The following is a 21,368-nucleotide window of genomic DNA, read 5'->3' on the forward strand; positions in this document are numbered from 1 at the left end:
TGATACAAATATGTTATTAACCGAATTTGAATGGCAAACATTACTACTTAGTTTAAAAATAGCCACTGCAGCAATTGGCTTTAGTTTACCAATAGGTATTTTGACCGCTTGGATATTGGCACGCTGTCAATTTTTTGGTAAATCGCTATTTGATAGCATTGTTCATCTTCCTCTTGTTTTGCCACCGGTAGTATTAGGTTATGTATTGTTAATAACCATGGGGCGACGAGGTGCGATTGGTGAGTGGTTAACTCAAAATTTAAATATCAGTTTTAGCTTTAATTGGCAAGGTGCAGCTTTAGCTTCAGCAGTGGTTGCATTTCCACTCATGGTACGTTCTATTCGCTTAGCCATTGAATCGATTGATATACGACTTGAACATGTGGCTCGCACCCTTGGTGCCCATAAATGGCGAGTATTTCTAACTATCACTTTACCTTTAGCCTTTCCGGGTATTTTAATGGGAATCGTGCTAGGCTTTGCTCGTTGTTTAGGAGAATTCGGTGCAACAATTACATTTGTATCAAATATTCAAGGTGAAACTCGGACCTTACCACTCGCAATGTACACGATGCTACAAATCCCTGATGGTGAACATAGCGCCTTACGGCTGTGTATCATTTCAATTGTACTGTCAATCATTGCACTTTTTTTATCAGAATTGTTAAATCGATGGCATAAGAAGAAGCTAACAGGATAATCATTATGTTAAAAATACAGGTTAGCAAACAACTTGCTTCGTTTTCGTTCCAATTCAATCATGCGATAGATTGCCAAGGTATTACCGCTATTTTAGGCGTTTCAGGATCGGGAAAATCAACGCTAATCAACCTTATTAATGGATTAATTAACCCCGACCAAGGTTATATTAAACTCAATAGCACACCACTGGTTGATTGCGATAAACGCCTATTTGTTGCCCCAGAAAATAGGCAGATCAGTACTGTATTTCAAGATCCATTACTCTTTCCTCATTATAAAGTGATTAAAAACCTAACTTATGGAACTAAACACTTCAATCCTTCAAAATTTGACGAAATAGTGAATGTGCTTAATATTCGTCCATTATTAAATCGCTATCCCGCAATGTTATCGGGCGGCGAAAAACAGCGGGTGGCAATCGGTCGAGCACTATTGACTAATCCTTTATTACTATTGATGGATGAACCACTTTCCGCCCTTGATATGCCCAGAAAAAAAGAGCTATTAACATATATCGATAAGTTAGCCAATGAGTTAAATATACCGATTATTTATGTAACACATAATATTAATGAAGTTAAAAAGATAGCCCATAATGTGGCCATTTTAGATCAAGGCAAGCTGATTGAGTTTGGTAAAGTCGAGCATGTTTTACAAAGTGATTATTTAAAAGAATGGTTATAAAGAGCTAAAGTATTACTATTTTGTTCTTGTTTGATATATGTCACACCATCATGCCATGCCCCCAGCACTATACGAGTTGCACGGTTGCCTTCAATTTGAAAATAGTGTGTTGCAGGTTTGTGGGTATGACCATGCACCATAATATCTGCATTATGTTCTATCATCACTTCCACTACCGCTTGTTGATTTACATCCATAATAAATTCAGATTTAGTCTGATTATGCAGACTACTTTTTTGCCGCAACTTAGCTGCAATTTTAAGCCGAACAAAGCGCGGAAGTAATAAAAACAGTTTTTGTAACCATCTATTATGCATAGCTTTTCGAAATTTTTGATATTGAAGATCGTCAATACATAATAAATCGCCATGTAAAAAAACAATATTTTTTTCTTGATTGGGCAAACAGTTAATTTCTGGCAATAAAATCATATCGCACTGCTGAGCATATCTTTTACCTAACAGAAAATCACGATTACCATGCACAAAATATTTTTTGATATGACGTTTTGATAAGGCTTGTAATGCCAGTGCAGTTTGTTGTTGTATATTGGTTTTAACATCATCACCAACCCAATAGTCAAACAAATCACCTAAAATATACAGTTCGCAATTATCGGGTAGTGTATTTAAAAAAGACAGAAAGCCTGCGGTTATACCCATATAACCATCAGGCTCATTATCGGCTAGATGAATATCAGCGATAAAATAACGAACAGGATTACTCAACCGTAACACTCGTAATAATGACATCTTCTACAGGGACATCTGAATGCATACCGCTACGCCCTGTTTTAACGACTTTGATTTTATCAACAACGTCAAGCCCATCAACAACTTGCGCAAAAACACAATAGCCATAGCCATTAACATCAGCAGAGCGGAAGTTAAGATAATCATTATCAACCACATTGATAAAAAATTGTGCTGTTGCAGAGTGTGGATCTGATGTGCGAGCCATCGCTAAAGTGCCACGATCATTTTTTAGTCCGTTATCCGCTTCATTTTTTATTGGTGATTTTGTTTTTTTCTGTTTCATACCAGGTTCAAATCCGCCACCTTGAATCATGAAATTATTAATAACACGATGGAAGATTGTGTTGTTGTAAAAACCGTCTTTGCAATATTCAACAAAATTTTTAACGGTTTCTGGCGCCTTATCGTCAAAAGTTTTGATTTTAATATCACCTAAATTAGTGTGAAATATAATCATAACAGATTCCTTTTTTTATTTAATATACATATTTAGAGTAAAAGTAAGCCTTAATCAATTTGACTTACTTACTAAATTTTTCACAGGCTTCAAGGGTGTTACTCATCAACATAGCAACAGTCATTGGACCAACACCGCCAGGCACTGGCGTTATCCAACCGGCCCGTTTAACGGCATTCTCAAAATCCACATCGCCAGCTAATTTACCATCTGGCAGACGATTGATACCAACATCAATAACAATTGCGCCTGGTTTTATCCACTCACCCTTAACATAATTAGGAATGCCAACTCCTGCAACAACAATATCCGCATTACTCACATGTTTAGCTAAATCAACAGTACGGCTATGAGTAATGGTTGTTGTACAACCTAATAACAATAATTCTAATGCCATTGGACGACCTACAATGCTTGAAGCCCCTACCACTGTTGCATTTAAGCCTGATAGATTTATACCTGTGGATTGCAGCATTTTGACCACTCCATAAGGAGTACATGGTCGTAAAATCGGATCACGTTGTAATAAGTGACCAATATTGTAAGGGTGAAAACCATCAACATCTTTACTTGGATTGATACGTTCAAGAACCTTGGTTTTATCAATATTATCAGGTAAAGGAAGTTGCACTAAAATACCATGCACATCTGATCGTTGATTAAGTTCATCAATTAATGCCAACAATTCATCAGTGGTCGACGTTGGGAAGTCATACGCAAATGAAATAAAACCCACATCATCACAAGCTTTTTGCTTATTTTTGACATAGATTTTTGATGCAGGATCTGAACCCACTTGAATTACGGCAAGCCCAGGAACAGATAGGCCTTTTTCAATACGTGTGTTAACTTTATTAGCAATGTCAGTTCGTATTTTTTGTGCTAATGCTTTTCCATCAATGATATGTGCAGTCATAAGCTTCCGTTTAGCTACCATAGTAAGGGCATCATTTTCGCAAAAGTTTTTATTAATGTCTATTTACTTATGAATAGATTGATTAAGTTGAGTTAATATTTCTTTGTATTGCGCATCAATATCGATAATCACAGAACAAATATGAGTATCAAAAGCTTTTAGTTTAGGTTTTTGAGCTTTCCATTCATTTTTGGAGATTTGTTTGATCGCCCCTAAATTTTTAAAAAAATCGAAATGCAAAATACTTCCACCAACAACATTATAAAAAATACGCTGACCGATATCTTCACCATCTTTTTTTAGATTATTGAAATTTTGGTAAGAAAATCGTGTATTGCCGTTTTCTGTAATAATTGAAGCATGTAACAACTTAACTAAACGTTTATATAATTTGTTTAATTCACTTTTTAGTTCGGTATCGTCGCTCAATTGATTTTTTATTGCCTGTTCAAAGGTCATTTTCACATCTAATAAAAGATTTAACGATTGTTGTTCTAATTGCGGTAACTGTTGGCGTAAATCTTGTTGAAATTTTGCCAGTTTTTTTTGTAATGGCGGATTAAGTGTTACTGATTGCTTATTTAAAATCACATTACCATTTGGTGTAATAGTTAAATCATTTTTTTTATTAAAAATATGCACACTTTCTTTGCTAATCGTAATATCATAACTAGGTTTAACTCCACACTCTTTTTTCGCAGCAAATACGGTGATAGGTAGTAATAAAGCAATCAATAACAATTTTTTCAGCATATTCATATCCAGCAAGTTAATTCATGCAGATTATAACGTCTATCAGGAAATAAATATAATAAACTTGAATATATGCTGTAGTTGAGAAACACACAAATCAAAGTCAACATATGTTATCTAGTTGATATTTTACAAAAAAACAGCAATTGAAAGGTATAAATCCCTCAAAAAAACGGAACAAAAAAACTTTAATAAAATCAATACCTTTTCTGAACGATTTTTATAGGGACAAAACCGTCTTTTCCGCAATTTTAATCATAAAACCTGATTGACTTTTCAAGCCTATTATCAATAGATATAATCTATTTAATTAACTATATTTAACCACTTTTTTTAAATTAAAAGTAACGTATAGTAATGATATATGTAAAACAACTTATTCGAGGTGACAAATGTATACTGTAATTTTTGGACGTCAAGGTTGTCCTTATTGTGTTCGAGCTAAAGAATTAGCTGAAAAACTTTCTCAAGAGCGTGATGATTTTTCTTATCGCTATGTCGATATTAATGTTGAAGGCATTACCAAAGAAGATCTTTCTAAAAGTGTAGGTAAACCTGTTGAAACTGTGCCGCAAATTTTTATTGATGAAAAACCAATCGGTGGCTGCACTGATTTTGAGGCCTATGCGAAAGAGCATTTAGGGCTTTATAAATAAAGCACCCCCTCATTTTAAGCAAAAAAAAGCCACATATAAGTGGCTTTTTGTTTTATATTATTGCCATTATCGTCCTGGCAACTTTTTCCAAGTCACTTCGTTACGTAAATAAGTTGGCTCTACATCTTCAACATTCACTAGCTTATTCTTTTGCCATTGATTCTTAGCAAGAACAACAAGATCTTGTGCATGAGGTAACAAGATATCGCTTTGTTTTATATCGTTAATCATATCAGGATAAGTTTGCCACCCCGTACCAGCACAATAATCATTTTGACTAATATGCTTCACTTTTTCGATTACTTTTTCAGGCTTAATAACACACTCAGCAATAACCGCTTGCCATTGCTCGTTAACGTAATGGTATTGACCTAAATAAACTTCGTTCATTCTAGCATCAATTGCGGCAATTACGTTTGTTGCTTGCGTTGTTCGATAAACACCTTGAGCCAAAGTCATCAGTGTTGATACACCTATCATAGGTTTATCAATACCTAACGCTAAACCTTGAGCCACGCCAATACCAATTCTAACGCCGGTAAAACTACCTGGACCTTGACCAAAAGCGATTGCATCAACTTGCGTAAGTGAACAGTCTGATTGTTTAAGAAGTCTATCAACCATCGGTAATATTTGTTTTGTATGATCACGAGCAGATAAAATAAAATCGTGAGTGATTTCGTTACGGTAAAGTAAAGCAACCGAACAAGCTTCTGTTGAGGTATCAATGGCTAAAATAGTACTCATGTTTTTTCCAAAATATTTTATCTATTATCATTTAGCTTTTAGTTATTAAAAAGTTTATAACTTTATTTATGTCCCGTGTTCTTGGTGAAGGTGGTAAGCTATTAATAAATGTTGCACCATAAGGTCGCATTACTAAACGATTATCACAGATGATAACCGCTCCACGGTCATTGTGATGGCGAATTAGTCGCCCTACACCTTGTTTTAAGGTGATTACCGCCTCTGGCAATTGTACATCATTAAATGCGTCCCCGCCCTGCATTTGACAATCTTCCATACGGGCTTTAATTAACGGATCATCAGGCGACGTAAACGGTAATTTATCTATAATAACACATGATAAAGTATCGCCTCTAACATCGATCCCTTCCCAAAAACTGCTCGTAGCAATAAGTAGCGCATTGCCCGTATGAATAAACTGTTCAAGCAATTTAACTTTACTGGTTTCACCTTGTACTAATACTGGTAATTTGGTTAATTCTCGAAACTGTTTAGCGAGTGCATTCATCATTGCATATGAGGTACACAAAAAGAAACAACGACCATTATTAGCTTCAATAACAGGCAACAAAATATTGGCTAATTTTTCAGCATTGCCTTGCTCATTTGGCGATGGAATATAACGTGGAACACACAAAATCGTCTGGTTAATATAATCAAATGGGCTTTCTAATATTAGTGAATCGGCATTTGTCAGCCCTAAGCGTTTAGTAAAATAATCTAATTGATTATCAACCGATAACGTTGCTGATGTAAAAATCCAACTGCCTTTTCGCTGTGTTAATAGTTCAGTAAATTTATCGGCAACAGACAAAGGTGTTAGCGCAAAAACAAAATAGTTATGGCTACTTTCATACCAATAACTAAAGCCAGTTACATTTGTCTCCTTCAAGCGTTTTAGTAGCATACTATATTGATTAATTCGTTCAAAACAGTTATCTAACGTTGTCGAACGTCCAACCGTCAATAACAAAACTTCGTGACAAAAATCTAATGCATCAACAAGATAAGAAATCTCTTTTTTAACTGTTTCTTGGTTAAATAAAAAACGTAAATTACCTTTTGGTGGCTGTTGGTTAATAACAATTCGTAAGTCTTGCGTACATTTTTGTAGTTTATCTGCACATTGCTGTAACTGAGACATATCTTTAACTTCGGTACGATAAGCTAGGTTAATTTCTTTAGCAAGATCAAAAAGTTGCCGACTAGTTAGCTGTTCTCCAAAATAGTGACAAGCAAGATCTGGTAGTTGATGAGCCTCGTCAAAAATCATGACATCTGCTTTAGGAATAAGTTCACCAAAGCCCGTATCTTTTACTACAACATCAGCTAAAAATAAGTGATGGTTAACTACAACAACATCTGCATTTAGGGCTCGTTTACGCGCTTTGACAACATAACAATCACTATAGTGTTCACAGTCACAGCCTAAACAATTATCATTTGTGCTTGTTAATATTGGCCAAATTAGGTTTTCTTCCGTGACAGTAGTGCATTTGCTAATATCTCCATCTTTGGTTTTAATTGACCAATTTTTTACACGAACTAAATCAACACGCAAATCTTTATCAAGATCTCCTGCTGCTGCATATTGATGATACAGCCGTTCTAAACAAAGATAATTAGCTCGGCCTTTAAGCAAGGCTATTTTTCCTGTGTAATTTAATGCTTTTTTGATTATTGGTAAGTCTTTGCTGAATAGCTGTTCTTGTAAATTTTTAGAGCCAGTAGAAAGTATTACTTTTTTATCACTACGTAATGCAGGAACTAAATAAGCAAAGGTCTTGCCAGTCCCTGTTCCCGCCTCAACCACAAGAGAACGCTGTTTTTTTATTGATTCAGAGACTTTACTTGCCATGTTTCGTTGTGGTTCTCTTGCTACAAAACCGTCAATAGCCTTAGCAAGCAAACCATTCTCAGCAAAATCATCAATCACTTAAAATACACCTAATAAAAAAGATAAGTTCAATACAACAATAAAATGAAGAAAATATATTCTAGGGAAAATACAACATTATGAAAACATCACAGCTTATTTCCAATAATGAGATGAATTTATTGTCACAGAATGAAACAATTAATAATATAAAAACTGCTGTACTATACCAGTAACCGCGCGAAAAAGATATATAGGCATCCTTGAGTCACCAAAGCCATCTTTAATTGTGAACGTTACTCATTAAAGTAAATAACGCCCTAGATTTCAAAGAATAAAGAACCAATAAACAAATTTTATTTTGTCAATTTGGTTTTCAAATAAATAAAATAATGCTTAAGTCCTGATAAATATTTTTTTTGCTCAAACATTAATCGAGAATAAGCTCGTATTGAGGAGGTTTTTTTACAACTATATAAAGGCAGCTCGTCATTTTTCCATGGTGATTGTTGTAAATAAAAATCAAATAATGTTGAACGATAAGGCTGGTGCCAAGGTTTGTTTTTAGTAATATAATGAATCAATACAGTATCATCTGGAACATTTGAATCTTCATTGCCATTTATTGATAACGCCAATAAATTATTATATTTCTTTGCTAATAGAATCCTTTTTTCACCTATTGCGATATTTAATACATCTTGATCTGGATATTGGTATTTTTCACCACTATTCAATAATGTTAGTGTTTTAGAAGTGATATCCTCCTGACACCAAAGTGGAATATTAATTAACATAACACCAGAATTAAAATAAGTGCCAAACTTTACGTTATATTTAGTACATTGAGACTCTTGCATATAGGAAACATCAGCAACAGCTGCTATAACCGCTGAGTCTAAATTAATATCAGAAATAAATGCTAAGTTTTGGAGACAAAGTGTATCACTATCAATGTAAAGCAACCTTTCAGTAACATCTCTTAAAATTATCGGAGCAATTAATCGAACACAAGCAGAAATAGGAAACTGTTCAGTATTTTTTTGGTCTATTTTGAACTGCTCATTAATGACATATTCGGTTATAGCAACATTATCAAATTTAATAGCGACAAATTTTTTTCTATTTACTTCTGAAATATTATGCGTAAAAAGATGAAAATGAATTTGCCGATTTTTGTTATTTTCAATAACAGAAATAATGTCCACTCCTGCCGATAGTGCATAATTATTGTCAAAACATAATAAAATATGTAATACAGGAGTATTATTTAAAAAATCAAATAATAATAATTCATTTCGTTTATTAATAAACTTATCTACATTAATCACACAGCTAATCCTCAATGCTTTTTGAAAGTTTTATGCTTTAAATAAAGTAAATAATATCTAAATGCAGAAAAATATTTATGTTGACTTGCAAGAAGCTTAGCGTATCGTCTTGTCGTTGATGGTGCATTCTCATTAGCGAGTAATAATTTATCCTTAGCCCAAGGAGAGGAAGCAATATAACGTTGATAAAGTGGTGTCAAATATAGTTTATACCAAGGTTTATTTCCGGTGACATAATGAATAATCACATTATCTTTATCAATAAAACTGTCCTCTTCACCACCTACTGTAAGTGATGTTAACTTATTGAAATATTGAGGTAAAAACACAGTTTTACCCTGCATTAAAATATTTAACACATCTTGATCGGCAAATTTGTATACTTTGCCACTATTAATCATTGAAAATGCTTTTTCAGTAAGATTATTTTGCACCCACATATCCGTATTAATATAAATCATTCCTGCATTAAAATATTCGCCATATGGAATATCACAAGCTGCACATTGTTTTTCTTGCGTTTTATCCACATCAGGGACGACAGCAGAATATTTATCCGTTAAATCAGTGTTGATTAATTCATTAAGATTACGGGTGCATAAGACATCACAATCCAGATATAAAACCCTCGAAGTAATTTTATTTAAAATTTGTGGAACAACAAACCGCAAACACGTTGACGCTGAAACATGTAAAACTAAAGTATCAGGGTTAATGGAAAAATCATCACTAATTTCATAACAAATTATAGTCACATTTTCTTTACTTAATTGATTAAATCTTATGATTTTTTCATTCGATACGTTATTAGCAAATAAGTGAAACACCAAATTTTTATCTGGATTATTCAAAACAACAGAAGACATAGCAATACCAGCAGGCATTGCATAATTATCATCGAAGCAAAATGCGATATGTGTGGTCTGTGAAGATTCTATGGTATTATTAAATAATGTTGTAATTTTACTAATAAAAAGGTTTTCTTTCATCTTATGCTGTCTTAAAACCAAGATTAAAAATTTACAATATTGTAACATACGTTAAATTAAACAATGAAGTAATAATAAATTTTATATTGACATATAATGTTAGTAATGACTAAATAACAACGTTAAGTTTTTAAAGAGTATTGGAAATGGATAAGAGTATTAATATTGCATATTGTACAGACTCAAATTATCTTGAACATGTAGGTGTTTCAATTACCTCTATCATGCTTAATAATATACATAATAATATTCATTTTCATGTTTTTTTATATGATGTAACTACAGAAGAAAAAGAAAAATTACAACATATTAGTTCATCAATCACGCTCTATTCAATTCCTGCCGATGAATTAAACAAGTATTCAGATACACAAAATAACAAAATAAAACATATTAATCGCTCAATGTACCTTCGATTGTCAGTTCCTAGACTATTACATGGCATTGTTGATAAATTTATTTATTTAGATGCAGATGTGCTGTGCTTTACTGATATATCGCCGATTTTAAATACAAATATAGATTCAGTTATTTGTGCTGTAACACCTGACTCGTTAGATAAACAAAATATGTTAAAAAATAAAGAAAGACTCAAGTTAACGTCTGAAAATTATTTTAACTCTGGTTTTTTATATATTAATGTTAATAACTGGATGCAATTTGATACGGAAACCAAAACAAATAACATCTTATTATCGTTAGAACAAAAAGATTTAATCTACCCAGACCAAGATGCACTAAATATAGTTTTACAGCATCAAGTCTTATTTATCGATCCTAATTGGAATTATTTGTTTACTTGGATGGACGATAAACAAAAAGAAACATTTTTTTATAATAAAGAATCTTTACCCTATATCATTCATTTTACTGGCGCCAGAAAAATGTGGTATCAAGAACATACAGGACTTGCACAAAATATCTATCGTTTTTATAAACACTTCACACCATGGTCCAATAGTCCACTTAAAAGTTATAAACCTAAAATGCGCGTTAATGATTATCGTATTTATTCCAAAAACAGCATCAAAGAAAAAAAATTCATCACTGGCTTAAAATATTATTTACTTTATTTAGCCTATAAATTAAAAAATTAGATCTATCTCACTTAGATATATTTACCAATTTCCCCTATTAGATTATCTTGAACCGTGCTTGATAATAAGGGTATGTTAAATAATATTTAAGTTGTTTTGCTTTAAATCCATCAAAATTATTCCTATTCTTTTGATCAACTTTTATAATTTTTCTATTTCTAATTTTAATTGTTCGAGCACAATACCAATATCAAAATTCGCTATCGGATCACCAAGTCCGGTACCTAAATGATCATTAGTAAATATTTGTATTGCATTGGAATAATTCGGTCCCCACACACAATTATTAATAAACTTATTATCAATAATCCGATTATTATAAACACAAAGCATTTTTTTATTATAAATAGCAGCAATATGAACAATTGAAGTGTCCACAGAAATCACCAAATTTGAAAACTTCACTAAAGCAACACTTTCAAAAAAAGTAGGTAATGGATTGATAATAATATTTTTTTTAGCTTTAATATGAGATATTTTATTAGGTTCACCCACGACAATTGTTATACAATCATCATATTGTGATAAAAAGGATAAAGTTGTATCAATTTGAGAATTAGAAAAGCTTCTAGCCTCATTTGAACCATAAGGATTAAAAATAATGACATTTTTATTCAAAGAAAGCAACGAATTTATAAAATCCTTAGCCGAAAGCTCAGCTTCGGTTGGAACATTAACAAAATACCTTATAGGCGTGGGCTGAATACCCATAAATTCAAGTATTTTCTGACTTCGCGTTGAAATATGAGATTTGTATTCGTGATAATAAATTGATGTATCATACAATTTATATTTATCTTGATTAAAACCAATTGTATGTAACGGATTGATAGCTTGAATTATTTGAGCACGCCTTACACTATTTTGACCTTTATCAACAAGATCAATTGCGACATCAATCCTTATACTCTGTAATTGTTCTTTTATCTGTTTTATGTTTTTATTCCTATCGTAGAATAAAACCCCATCTACAGAAATAAATTTATCAAAAAGAAAGGCTATCCTTTTTTCTACTACGACATAAACCTGAAAGCCATTTTCTCGAAGAGTATTAATTAAATAGGAAGTAACTATTGCATCGCCAATTCCTTGATCATTCATAAGAATTGCTACAGAACGATACTTTTCTGGAAAAAATGCAGACCTTGTCTTTTTCTTTCGATTTAATAAAGCTAATTTAATAGCCAATTTAAACGGTTTTACCTTTAAATTTCTCTGCCTATTCAAGTATTTAATACATTCTAGTACTTTATTAATCATATGTCTTTTAATATCCTATCATGCAAAATGTATTTATATCTAAATTTTAAAAACTTTTCATCATATTAATTTGTAAAATTTCCTTGATATAACTTTGCATATAATCCATCAATTGATAACAATTCTTGATGATTACCTTGTTCAATAATCTTGCCACTATCAATGACAAGTATTTTATCCGCATTTTCAATTGTTGATAACCGATGAGCAATAACTATTGATGTCCGTCCTGTTTGTAAAACATCTAAAGCTTTTTGGATTGCTTGTTCTGATTCAGTATCTAAGGCTGAAGTCGCCTCATCAAGTATTAGTATCGGCGTATCTCGTAATAAAGCTCTTGCTATTGCAATACGTTGTCGTTGACCGCCAGATAATAACACACCACTTTCACCCACTATTGTATCAAATCCATTTTCAAGCTCTATAATAAAATCATATGCATACGCTTTTTTAGCGGCTTCTTCTATTTCATCTAGAGAATATTCACCTACTTTCCCGTAAGCGATATTATTTGCAACAGTATCATTAAACAAATGTACATTTTGTGAAACTAATCCAATTTGATTGCGCAAACTATATAAAGTTAAATCTTGAATATTATTATTATCAATTAAAATTTCACCTTCGCTTATATCATAAAAACGCGTAAGCAAACTCGCGATAGTTGTTTTTCCTGATCCCGAGCGCCCAACTAACGCTACTGTTTTACATGGCTCTACCAAAAAGCTAATATCTTTCAATGCCGGCTCTTGTCTATTTTCATAAGTAAAACTGACATGTTTAAATTCAATATTGCCTTTAACTCTCTCAATATTGATTTTTCCATTATCTTTTTCGATTGGCTGCTCAAAAATAGCAAACAAAGTTTGACAAGCTGCCATCCCTTTTTGAAATTCGGCATTAACACTAGTTAAACTTTTTATTGGTTGCATTAATGCAACTAAAGAAGAAAAAACGACCGTAAACTGCCCGGGACTAATACTCAAATCAGGGTTACTCGCCATTAACAATACAAAAGCAATAGCAAACGAAATGATAAGTTGAACAATAGGCGTTGATAATGCAGAAATAGATACTAATCTCATACCATCACGACGAAATTTGTTATTCACTTTATCAAAGTTTTTTGACTCTTCATCTTGGGCACCAAAAAGAATAATTTCTCGATGGCCTTTTAGCATTTGTTCAACAGACATGGTGACATTACCCATTGAATTTTGCATATTTTTGGCTAATCTTCTAAATTTTATAGAAATAAAAGAGATTAATCCAATAACAATTGGCGTAATAATAATCAATGATAAAGACAACTGCCAGCTATTGCTGAACATTGTATAAAATAACCCGCAAATAAAAGCTGATTCACGTACTATCGTTATCAAAGCATCAGATGATGATGAAGCGACTTGATCGGTATCATAGGTAATGCGAGACAATAATCTTCCTGTAGAATGTTGGTCATAGTAACTTACCGGAGCATCAACAAAATGACTAAAAAGGCGCTGACGAATATTAAGTACGATTTTTGTAGAAATCAAAGATAAAAAGAAAGAATATCCATAATTTGCGATACCACGGAGTAATACTAGTCCGAAAATATAAAAAGGCGCCATCATTAAAAAATGCTGATCATTTTCAACAAAACCTTTATCAAGTAAAGGCTGTAACAACGCAATAAGAGAAGTATCAGCAAATGCACTAAAAACAAGCAATATGACTGAAAAAAACAGAATCAATTTGTGTTTAGCAATATAAGGCCATAACTTAGAAAAGGTCTTCCATGTAGATGAGTCTTGATCAATATCGTGATTGATTGATTGATTATTATTTTTTTTCATAATATTTATTTGGTTAAGAATTAAATTGCATTTGATACATCTTGGCATAAATACCATTTTGAAGTAATAATGAGCTATGAGAGCCATCTTCAATTATCAAGCCATCATCAATAACTAATATACGATCAGCTTTTTCAATTGTTGACAACCTATGAGCGATAACAATAGAAGTTCGATTTTTTTGTAAATGCTCTATAGCTTGTTGGACAAACCGTTCGGATTCATTATCCAACGCAGAGGTAGCTTCATCAAGAATTAAAATGGGGTTATCACGTAAAAGTACTCTTGCAATAGCAATTCTTTGTCGTTGTCCACCTGATAATAAAACACCATTATCACCAATTTCTGTATCCAAGCCATTTTCTAATTTTTCGATAAACTCCATTGCATTAGCTTGTTTAGCTGCATTAATAATATCTTCTCGAGTGTACTGATTTTTAGCACCATAAATTATGTTATCCGCTATAGTTCCATTAAATAAATGGACTTTTTGTGAAACATAACCAATTTGCTTCCGCAATGAGGCAAGCGTATAATCTTTGATATCAATACCATCTAACAGTATTTTTCCTTTTTGTACATCATAAAACCTAGGTATCAGGCTTGCTATTGTTGATTTTCCTGCACCAGAACGCCCCACTAAAGCTACTGTTTCTCCTTTTTTAATTTTAAAGCTAATATTATTTAAAGATGGTGTTGTTCTTGTTGGATAAGTATAAGTGACCTGAAAAAACTCAATTTCACCTTTTGCTCTATTCAACTCAATTATTCCGTTGTCTTCTTCAAGTGGTAAATTTAAAAGCCCAAATAATGATTCACAAGCTACAGAACCTTTTTGTAATTCAAGATGAACACTAGTTAACTCTCTTAAAGGACGCATTACTGCAACCATAGCAGAAAAAACCACAGTAAAAGAACCCGGTGTGATCTCCAATGCTTGGCTTGCAACAAGAAATAAAATTAATCCTAAAGCCAATGTAGCAACCAATTGAATTATAGGTGTTGATAACCCCGAAACAAGTACGATTTTTAAGATACTTTTCCTAAAAAGTTTATTGATTGAATAAAAATTATTTTTTTCATATTTTTGAGCATTAAAAATTAAAATTTCTTTATGCCCCTTCAACATTTCATCTGCTGCAGTTGTAATATTACCTATTCCTTTTTGCATAGAAACAAGTGTATTCCGAAACTTCTTTGCAATAAATTGAGCTATAAAAATAACTAACGGTACAACAATAATTAACACTAAAGCCAACTTCCAATTACCATAAAACATAACAACACATAAACCGATAGCATAAGCGATTTCTCTTACCAAAATAATCAGTGCATCTGATGATGCTTTTGATAATAGTTGTGTATTGTATGTTATTACCGTAACAAGTTCTCCAATGGGATTTTTATCGAGAAAACTAATAGGACTTTTGACTAAGTGATTGAAAATCATCTGTCTAAATTTAGTGACCACTTTACCTGATAACCAAGAAAGACAATAAGTAGAACAATAGTTTGATAACCCACGTAACGCAATTAACCCAATAATGCCAATTGAAAAAAGAATTAATAACTCATAATTTTTATCCATTAACCCATTATCTAGTAGGGGTTTCGTTAGTGAAATGAGAGTTGCATCAGTTGCAGCATTTAACAAAAGTGCGATAATTGCGACAATTAACGCTTTTTTATGTGGATAAATAAAAGGCCACAATTGTTTAATGGTATTCAATGAGCTATATTTATTAGACATAATAAAGTAACAAAATTAATCTGAAAGGAGATTATACTATACATAATCTATTAACTTAAAATTTTATTACAATTCTTTTTCAACTAGAAAAAATTTGTTTTATCTATATAATACGAATAAGAGCAAAGCAAAGTTTTATTCTTTACTGTATAAAACACAAATCAATAATGAATAATTAATTTTATTAAAGGATGATGCAATAGGAAGTAAGCAATGTATTTCAATGCAAATAATATTATAAAAAAAAGAATAAGATTTGGACTCAGTCATGACGCGAATCAATTAAATATTGCATATGGCATTGATAAAAATTTTTTTTTAGGTTGCGCTGTTTCTATTACTTCTATTTTACTAGCTAATCCTAATTTAGATTTTAGTTTCCATATATTTACAAATTACATTAACGATGATCTTGAACTAAAATTAGAACAACTCGCCGATAAATATAATACAAATATAACAATTTATTTAGTGGATGATAATAGTTTATCCCACTTACCAACTACTAAAAATTGGACAATTGCAACCTACTTTAGATTTATAGTAGCTGATTATTTCTATGAAAAAATGGATAAAATTCTTTATCTGGATGCCGATATTATCTGTAAAGGCTCATTGCAAGAATTAGTTACATTAAAGTTTGATGATAATATTGCCTATGTAGTAACAGAAAAAGATCTAATATGGTGGAGTAAATGTGCAACCCGACTCAATGAACATAAATTATCATCAGGCTACTTCAATGCAGGTTTTTTACTAATTGATCTAAATAAATGGAAAGAATTTAGTGTAAATAGCAAAGCATTAGCGTTACTTTCCGATTCAAATCTATCAGAAAACTTTACACATTTAGATCAAGATGTATTGAATATTATATTACTCGAAAAGGTTAAGTACCTTGATAGAAAATATAACCAACAAGTCAGTATTAATTACGAATTAAAATATAAATCAAGCGTTAATGGCTACTCGCCTATTTTAGATGAAACAATACTAATTCATTACATTGGACCAACCAAACCGTGGCACAAATGGGCTAGAGATTATAAATGCTCACAATATTTTCTTGAGGCAAAATCAGCATCGCCATGGGAATCAACACCTCTGTTATCGGCCATTACAGCGACACAAATGAGATATTGTGCAAAACATAAACTACATCAAAAGAAATTTTTTTGTAGTATTTTTTATTATTTTAAATATTTCTTATATAAAATTAAGATTCAAAAAAATTTTACATTCAATCGAAAAATTCGATAATATAGGGTATACAAAAACCAAATCATCTTATTATTTCTATTTATAATTTTAAATTTTTCCCAATCTTTTTTATTGAGTTTATCCTTTTCAAAAAGCCGTGCCTTTTCATTAAAATCGCTATATTCTAAATAATACTTAATATTTTTATATTTCATTTTTTTGACACAGTCAATCAAGTAGGATATTTCACGTTGAAAAATACAAGCGGAAGCTAATTTGAGGATTTCTTGTTTGTCATTTTTATCATAATTATTAACCAAATAAAATAAAATGTGTTTACGCCCCTCAATATCGGAAAGCCATTTATTTTCAGACCATGCAGAAGACATCACAGAGCCAGAATGCTGAATATAATTAAATAAATTTTCTTTTACACAATAGCAATTACAGTTATTAAGAAGTTGAACAGTAAATAACAGATCTTCAGAGATATTACGGTCAATCTCAAAATATATTTGTTTTTCTAATAAAATCTTTTTACGGATTAACATACCTGAAAAATGAAAATATCCATTTCGTTGCAAATAAAAATTTAAGATATATCCTTCCTTAAATAAACAGGGAACAGCCTTAAGTTTACCTGAAGCACTAATTATATTATACCCACAATAAACTAAATCAGCATTTTCTTCTTTTTGCCTGCATAAAATTTTTTCTAAAAATTTCGGTGAATAAGTATCATCACTATCCAAAAACGTTATAAACTCACCATTTGAGAGCTCAATACCTTTATTCCTAGCAACTGACACTCCACTATTTTTTTGATTATATAAAATCACGTTATTATGCTTTTTTTTATAATTTTCTAAAATATCAAGCGAATTATCAGTAGAACCATCATTTATTAAAATGATTTCATAATTATTATAAGATTGAGCTTCTAAAGAAGCCAACGTAGATAATATAAATTGACTGGAATTGTAAACAGGTATAATGATTGATATCAACGGCATTTTTTTTTTCATTTAATTACTCTGTAAAATACCAACTAAAGATCCTTGTATATAACATCCTGATTCCAAAAATACAAATAAATAATTCATATTAAATCTATTTATTATTTGCTTTTTCATATCAACAATATACTATATTATACAATAATTATAGCTTTTTATTCATATATTTAATTAAATCAACAAGAGAAAACTATGAAATATGACTATTTGATTGTTGGCAGTGGCCTATTTGGATCTATATGTGCTCATGAGTTAAAGAAAAAAGGGTATAAAATACTTATAATTGAAAAACGAGACCATCTTGCAGGAAACATATTTACTGAAAATAACCAAGGAATTCAAGTTCATAAGTACGGTGCTCATATTTTTCATACTAATAATAAAACTGTATGGGATTACATTAATAGCTTTGCAGAGTTTAATCGTTTTACCAATTCACCTATAGCAAATTACAAAAATAAACTGTACAACCTTCCATTCAATATGAATACTTTTTATCAATTATGGGGAGTGAAGACCCCTAAAGAAGCTAAGGCAAAAATTGAAGAGCAAAAAAAGTTATATCATATTGAAAATCCAAAAAATCTTGAAGAACAAGCAATATCGCTAATTGGAAAAGATATTTATGAGATATTAATCAAAGGATATACAGAAAAACAATGGGGAAGAAAAGCCACTGAACTTCCTCCATTTATAATTAATAGATTACCAGTTCGATTTACTTTTGATAATAATTACTTTAATGATAAATATCAAGGAATTCCAATTGGAGGATACACTCAAATCATTGAAAAAATGCTTGAAGGTGTTGATGTAGAATTAAATACTGACTTTTTTGATAATAAGGAAAAGCATCTTGAGTTAGCGAATAAGATTATTTACACGGGTCCGATCGATAAATTCTATGATTATCAATACGGCGCTCTAGAATATCGTTCTTTACGTTTTGAAAATGAAACAATTAACGAATCAAATTATCAAGGAAATGCTGTAATTAATTATACTGAGTACGAAATTCCTTATACTCGCATCATTGAACATAAGCATTTTGACTATGTTGAAACTGATCACACAATTATAACTAAAGAATATCCTCGCGATTGGAAGATTGGCGATGAAGCATACTATCCAATCAATGACGATAAAAATGCGACATTATTTAAAAAATATAAAGACCTTGCCGATCAAGAAAAACAAATTTATTTTGGTGGTAGATTAGCTGAATACAAATATTATGACATGCATCATGTAATCGAAAAAGCTTTAGATTTTGTTAAAACATTGTACTAACAAAACGCTCCTACCTTTAAACGGTAGGAGCGTTTGAATAATAAATTGAATTTCAAAAAAATATTTATATTTTTAAAATTTTAACCCAGAAATCTCTAGATGTAAGTTTCCCAAAGTTGTTTTTATACTTTGTTAAAGTAGCTTTATAATTCCATTTCATTTTAAATATATCAATATAAAGACAAAATAGTAATTTAAAAAACTTAATACGTGAAACTTGCACAATAAATCCAGTCTTACTATTTGGCTTATAATAAAGAATATTTTTAAACCTAAAAATATGATCATAATTAGCACAAAAACCAAACTCTTGATATGCAATTTTACTTCTCATTGGAAATAACAAACCATTAAATGATAATTTTTTGATGATTTTTTTTCTAGATTTATAAACACAAACAGGTTTTAATGAATCAATATCAATATTCGTAAATTTTTCTACTTTTATGAATTCACTAAAAAATTTTCTTATATCACTTAAATCATAATTTTTAAACCAAAAATCAATATCTCCCCAAACTTGGCTAAAAGCTAATCTGATAGCTGCCACAGTTTCATATTTATGTGAATAAAGTGCAGCTAAATATAATCGTTTATAAGTTTTTACTATTTTCTTCACAGGACACTGCAAATAAAGAGAATTAACAATATTATTTCTAGTATCTAAATAAATAGTCAATGGTGAGGTTTTAGTTGAAAAATTTTCTCCATAACAAGCAATACCTATTGGTGCAATACAATTAAATTTATTAGATAGACTAAAAAATATATCATCTCCTCTCACAAAAAAAGGAAATGTATAATTTTTAATATTTTCAATAGGGAAAGCAAAAAACCACCACGCCCCATAAGTTATTTTTGGTTGATAGGCTAACTCAGCAGCAAGTACGCTTTCCCTAACAGCCATATTATAGTTATGGCTATTAGGACGACCGTATGTATCAAAAGAAGCACCTTTTTCAATTAAAAAGTCAGGTCTATCTTCAATAAATAAAGACCCACAAACCGCCGTATCACTCTTTATTGCATAAGATAAAATCCAATAAGCTCTAGTTATACTTTCTGTTTCACAAGAGGCATCATCGTCCATAAATAAAACGTGTGTTGCATTAGTATCATTTTCATAATGAAGTAATCCCCGCATAAATCCACCAGATCCTCCAGTATTTTCATTAGGAATTACATTAACTCCATTAGCCTCTTCTTTAGTAATATTTTTAGAATTATCAACAACAGTAAAAAGAATTTTATTTATATATTCAGGATTATCTAATATATTATTTTTCACTCTTTCAATAGCAGGTAATACATAACTTTTACGATTAAAATGCGTAATACTAATACCTAGGACAACATCTCGTTTCGGTTCTTCATGTGTATACCATCCACCGCCTTTAAAAACGACTTTATCATCCATTGGTGAAATTGTAATATAAAGTAAACCAGTATATTCTATTTTGGATAAATCATATTCAAAAATAGATTGCAAAGATTCATTTAACTCTACTGTTTGATTAGCTAGCTCGTAATCAGTACTCATACTTGCTAGAAACAGCTTAATAACAGCTTTCCCTGTTCCTCTTACACAAAACTCTATACTATTTAAACCACACTGTTCTTTCCAAACAGGCAATGATAAAGCATTATAATAAGAGTCAAAAGATACTACTCCTCCTGCAAAAATCACAATTTCATCACTAGAATAACTAGTTAAATGTGAGTGTAGATATTTTGATGGGTTCGAGCCAAAAGTTCCATTTGGAATGAGAATATTTTGAATACATGTTAAGTTTTTTAAAGTCATTTTAATAGGTTAAATTAGGTTGGAAAATAATATTATAGCGTCTTTACAATAATTCCACAAAAAAATAGCATATCTCTTATATAAAATATGTTGTATTCTTTGTATATAAAAACTTCATAAATATATCTTCACAATTAATTTTGCTATCATCTAATTAGGGCATGTTGATCTTTCGTGATTATTTTTTAGACGGCATGATGTGAGTTATAATAATTCTGCAAAAAACAACCATAACTCGATTCATCAT

General features: G+C 31.1%; 19 protein-coding genes. 6 read left to right on the plus strand and 13 right to left on the minus strand.

Annotated features, from left to right (window positions below):
• The first annotated feature begins 10 nt into the window (after positions 1-10).
• Both modB and modC read left to right on the plus strand, forming a co-directional pair.
• Positions 11-700, plus strand: a complete 690-nt coding sequence (modB, locus tag GQ598_RS05385) for a molybdate ABC transporter permease subunit (RefSeq protein WP_160402712.1) — start codon at positions 11-13, stop codon at positions 698-700.
• Between the two features lie 5 nt (positions 701-705).
• A complete protein-coding gene (gene modC, locus GQ598_RS05390) occupies positions 706-1,386 on the plus strand; it encodes a molybdenum ABC transporter ATP-binding protein (RefSeq protein WP_160402713.1) in 681 nt (226 codons plus the stop codon).
• On the opposite strand, the gene GQ598_RS05395 is transcribed toward modC, so the two are convergent.
• The 4 genes from GQ598_RS05395 to GQ598_RS05410 all read right to left on the minus strand — a co-directional run bounded on the left by GQ598_RS05395 (position 1,365) and on the right by GQ598_RS05410 (position 4,267).
• Positions 1,365-2,114: a UDP-2,3-diacylglucosamine diphosphatase gene (locus tag GQ598_RS05395; protein ID WP_202112689.1), complete on the minus strand. Its 750-nt coding sequence runs from the start codon at positions 2,112-2,114 to the stop codon at positions 1,365-1,367. The two genes, modC and GQ598_RS05395, sit on opposite strands and share 22 nt — an antisense overlap.
• A complete protein-coding gene (gene ppiB, locus GQ598_RS05400) occupies positions 2,107-2,598 on the minus strand; it encodes a peptidylprolyl isomerase B (protein WP_160402715.1) in 492 nt (163 codons plus the stop codon). The genes GQ598_RS05395 and ppiB overlap by 8 nt, the downstream gene beginning before the upstream one ends.
• Positions 2,599-2,662: 64 nt before the next feature.
• Positions 2,663-3,514: a bifunctional methylenetetrahydrofolate dehydrogenase/methenyltetrahydrofolate cyclohydrolase FolD gene (gene folD / locus GQ598_RS05405; RefSeq protein ID WP_160402716.1), complete on the minus strand. Its 852-nt coding sequence runs from the start codon at positions 3,512-3,514 to the stop codon at positions 2,663-2,665.
• Positions 3,515-3,577: 63 nt separating this feature from the next.
• Positions 3,578-4,267: a DUF2884 family protein gene (locus GQ598_RS05410; RefSeq protein WP_160402717.1), complete on the minus strand. Its 690-nt coding sequence runs from the start codon at positions 4,265-4,267 to the stop codon at positions 3,578-3,580.
• Positions 4,268-4,659: 392 nt separating this feature from the next.
• Between GQ598_RS05410 and GQ598_RS05415 the strand changes: the two genes are divergently transcribed.
• Positions 4,660-4,923, plus strand: coding sequence for a GrxA family glutaredoxin (locus GQ598_RS05415; RefSeq protein ID WP_091347437.1), 264 nt, complete (start codon positions 4,660-4,662; stop codon positions 4,921-4,923).
• A gap of 66 nt (positions 4,924-4,989) precedes the next feature.
• Here the strand turns inward: GQ598_RS05415 and tsaB are convergent, their stop codons facing one another.
• The 4 genes from tsaB to GQ598_RS05435 form a co-directional block, all read right to left on the minus strand.
• Positions 4,990-5,670, minus strand: a complete 681-nt coding sequence (gene tsaB, locus GQ598_RS05420; RefSeq protein ID WP_160402718.1) for a tRNA (adenosine(37)-N6)-threonylcarbamoyltransferase complex dimerization subunit type 1 TsaB — start codon at positions 5,668-5,670, stop codon at positions 4,990-4,992.
• 31 nt (positions 5,671-5,701) lie between these two features.
• Positions 5,702-7,606 carry an ATP-dependent DNA helicase gene (locus tag GQ598_RS05425; RefSeq protein WP_160402720.1) on the minus strand — a complete coding sequence of 635 codons (1,905 nt, stop codon included), beginning with the start codon at positions 7,604-7,606 and terminating at the stop codon, positions 5,702-5,704.
• Positions 7,607-7,902: 296 nt separating this feature from the next.
• Positions 7,903-8,877 carry a glycosyltransferase gene (locus GQ598_RS05430; RefSeq protein ID WP_160402722.1) on the minus strand — a complete coding sequence of 325 codons (975 nt, stop codon included), beginning with the start codon at positions 8,875-8,877 and terminating at the stop codon, positions 7,903-7,905.
• Positions 8,878-8,888: 11 nt separating this feature from the next.
• Positions 8,889-9,866: a glycosyltransferase family 8 protein gene (locus tag GQ598_RS05435; RefSeq protein ID WP_160402724.1), complete on the minus strand. Its 978-nt coding sequence runs from the start codon at positions 9,864-9,866 to the stop codon at positions 8,889-8,891.
• 146 nt (positions 9,867-10,012) lie between these two features.
• Here GQ598_RS05435 and GQ598_RS05440 point away from each other — a divergent pair, with 146 nt between their 5' ends.
• A complete protein-coding gene (locus tag GQ598_RS05440) occupies positions 10,013-10,963 on the plus strand; it encodes a glycosyltransferase family 8 protein (RefSeq protein WP_160402726.1) in 951 nt (316 codons plus the stop codon).
• A gap of 141 nt (positions 10,964-11,104) precedes the next feature.
• Here the strand turns inward: GQ598_RS05440 and GQ598_RS05445 are convergent, their stop codons facing one another.
• The 3 genes from GQ598_RS05445 to msbA (GQ598_RS05455) form a co-directional block, all read right to left on the minus strand.
• Positions 11,105-12,223 (minus strand): glycosyltransferase family 9 protein, encoded by a 1,119-nt coding sequence (locus tag GQ598_RS05445; protein WP_160402728.1) that lies wholly within the window; start codon positions 12,221-12,223, stop codon positions 11,105-11,107.
• A gap of 65 nt (positions 12,224-12,288) precedes the next feature.
• Complete coding sequence (msbA, locus tag GQ598_RS05450; RefSeq protein ID WP_160402731.1) at positions 12,289-14,061, minus strand: lipid A ABC transporter ATP-binding protein/permease MsbA; 1,773 nt, start codon at positions 14,059-14,061, stop codon at positions 12,289-12,291.
• Positions 14,062-14,074: 13 nt separating this feature from the next.
• Positions 14,075-15,811, minus strand: coding sequence for a lipid A export permease/ATP-binding protein MsbA (gene msbA / locus GQ598_RS05455; protein WP_160402733.1), 1,737 nt, complete (start codon positions 15,809-15,811; stop codon positions 14,075-14,077).
• 213 nt (positions 15,812-16,024) lie between these two features.
• Between msbA (GQ598_RS05455) and GQ598_RS05460 the strand changes: the two genes are divergently transcribed.
• A complete protein-coding gene (locus GQ598_RS05460; protein ID WP_160402734.1) occupies positions 16,025-17,071 on the plus strand; it encodes a glycosyltransferase in 1,047 nt (348 codons plus the stop codon).
• Here GQ598_RS05460 and GQ598_RS05465 read toward each other — a convergent pair.
• Complete coding sequence (locus tag GQ598_RS05465) at positions 17,035-18,036, minus strand: glycosyltransferase family 2 protein (RefSeq protein ID WP_160402737.1); 1,002 nt, start codon at positions 18,034-18,036, stop codon at positions 17,035-17,037. The genes GQ598_RS05460 and GQ598_RS05465 overlap by 37 nt on opposite strands.
• Positions 18,037-18,219: 183 nt before the next feature.
• On the opposite strand from GQ598_RS05465, the gene glf reads away from it, so the two are divergent.
• Entirely contained in the window at positions 18,220-19,317 is a 1,098-nt protein-coding gene (gene glf / locus GQ598_RS05470) for a UDP-galactopyranose mutase (RefSeq protein WP_160402738.1), read from the plus strand.
• A 64-nt stretch (positions 19,318-19,381) separates the two neighbouring features.
• Here the strand turns inward: glf and GQ598_RS05475 are convergent, their stop codons facing one another.
• Positions 19,382-21,121 (minus strand): glycosyltransferase, encoded by a 1,740-nt coding sequence (locus GQ598_RS05475; RefSeq protein WP_160402740.1) that lies wholly within the window; start codon positions 21,119-21,121, stop codon positions 19,382-19,384.
• Between the last annotated feature and the right edge of the window lie 247 nt (positions 21,122-21,368).

This window comes from Gilliamella sp. Pas-s95, assembly GCF_009795795.1.
GTDB classification, from domain to species: domain Bacteria; phylum Pseudomonadota; class Gammaproteobacteria; order Enterobacterales; family Orbaceae; genus Gilliamella; species Gilliamella bombicola.

What these genes read in the sequence shown, in the direction of transcription:
- modB (WP_160402712.1), top strand. Translation starts at nt 11, where the DNA reads ATGTTATTAACCGAATTTGAATGGCAAACATTACTACTTAGTTTAAAA.
- modC (WP_160402713.1), top strand. Translation starts at nt 706, where the DNA reads ATGTTAAAAATACAGGTTAGCAAACAACTTGCTTCGTTTTCGTTCCAA.
- ppiB (WP_160402715.1), bottom strand. Translation starts at nt 2,598, where the DNA reads ATGATTATATTTCACACTAATTTAGGTGATATTAAAATCAAAACTTTT.
- folD (WP_160402716.1), bottom strand. Translation starts at nt 3,514, where the DNA reads ATGACTGCACATATCATTGATGGAAAAGCATTAGCACAAAAAATACGA.
- GQ598_RS05410 (WP_160402717.1), bottom strand. Translation starts at nt 4,267, where the DNA reads ATGCTGAAAAAATTGTTATTGATTGCTTTATTACTACCTATCACCGTA.
- GQ598_RS05415 (WP_091347437.1), top strand. Translation starts at nt 4,660, where the DNA reads ATGTATACTGTAATTTTTGGACGTCAAGGTTGTCCTTATTGTGTTCGA.
- tsaB (WP_160402718.1), bottom strand. Translation starts at nt 5,670, where the DNA reads ATGAGTACTATTTTAGCCATTGATACCTCAACAGAAGCTTGTTCGGTT.
- GQ598_RS05435 (WP_160402724.1), bottom strand. Translation starts at nt 9,866, where the DNA reads ATGAAAGAAAACCTTTTTATTAGTAAAATTACAACATTATTTAATAAT.
- GQ598_RS05440 (WP_160402726.1), top strand. Translation starts at nt 10,013, where the DNA reads ATGGATAAGAGTATTAATATTGCATATTGTACAGACTCAAATTATCTT.
- GQ598_RS05445 (WP_160402728.1), bottom strand. Translation starts at nt 12,223, where the DNA reads ATGATTAATAAAGTACTAGAATGTATTAAATACTTGAATAGGCAGAGA.
- msbA (WP_160402731.1), bottom strand. Translation starts at nt 14,061, where the DNA reads ATGAAAAAAAATAATAATCAATCAATCAATCACGATATTGATCAAGAC.
- msbA (WP_160402733.1), bottom strand. Translation starts at nt 15,811, where the DNA reads ATGTCTAATAAATATAGCTCATTGAATACCATTAAACAATTGTGGCCT.
- GQ598_RS05460 (WP_160402734.1), top strand. Translation starts at nt 16,025, where the DNA reads ATGTATTTCAATGCAAATAATATTATAAAAAAAAGAATAAGATTTGGA.
- GQ598_RS05465 (WP_160402737.1), bottom strand. Translation starts at nt 18,036, where the DNA reads ATGAAAAAAAAAATGCCGTTGATATCAATCATTATACCTGTTTACAAT.
- glf (WP_160402738.1), top strand. Translation starts at nt 18,220, where the DNA reads ATGAAATATGACTATTTGATTGTTGGCAGTGGCCTATTTGGATCTATA.
- GQ598_RS05475 (WP_160402740.1), bottom strand. Translation starts at nt 21,121, where the DNA reads ATGACTTTAAAAAACTTAACATGTATTCAAAATATTCTCATTCCAAAT.